The sequence below is a fragment of the Vibrio sp. 378 genome, assembly GCF_033339435.1.
The window spans coordinates 1-559 of the sequence record NZ_JAWOUO010000971.1 but is presented as its reverse complement, the minus strand read 5'-3'; the positions used below and the strand labels follow the sequence as shown (position 1 = coordinate 559).

The 559-nt window shown below is 44.2% G+C and carries 1 protein-coding gene; it reads right to left on the bottom strand.

Annotated features, from left to right (window positions below):
• Positions 1-559: ABC transporter substrate-binding protein (locus R7Q48_RS29865; protein ID WP_318134005.1), on the bottom strand; the 559-nt coding region annotated here is incomplete at both ends.

Below are 559 nucleotides of genomic sequence, written 5' to 3'. Positions count from 1 at the left end.
TTTCAATGAAACCAAAGTCATTGTAAATCGCACCGAAGCGGGACTTCGCACCAAAGGCACTGATGTTGTCACCGATGCTCAAAATCGTTAGTGCATCGTTATTGTTCGTTTGGTTGTAGTCGCGAATCGCTTTAAATTGAGCATCCAATGTTTCAATCTTTTGCTCGACTTTGTCTTCAATGTTGAAGATTTTGCCAATGTTACGCCATTGAGCCTGCGTGCCTTCCCAGTAGCCTTCGCCTTCTTTAGCTGCAAACACAACCGTTGGGGCAATTTCACTTAGCTCTTCATATTTCGCGGAGCCACGCGGGCCAACCAAGATCAGATCTGGTTTTTGCATATAAATAGCTTCGAAGTCAGGCTCAAACAAACTGCCTGCTGATGTGTAATTCTCTTTGCTGTACTTAGAAAGGTAGCTCGGAAGATGAGATGCGTTTGACACAGCTACAGGGTCAATCCCGAAGTTATCCAAAACATCTAAAGGACCAAAACCAATCACAACCACGCGCTTAGGTGATTGTTCTAGCTCGGTTTTTCCCATGTAATGGTCAATAACAAC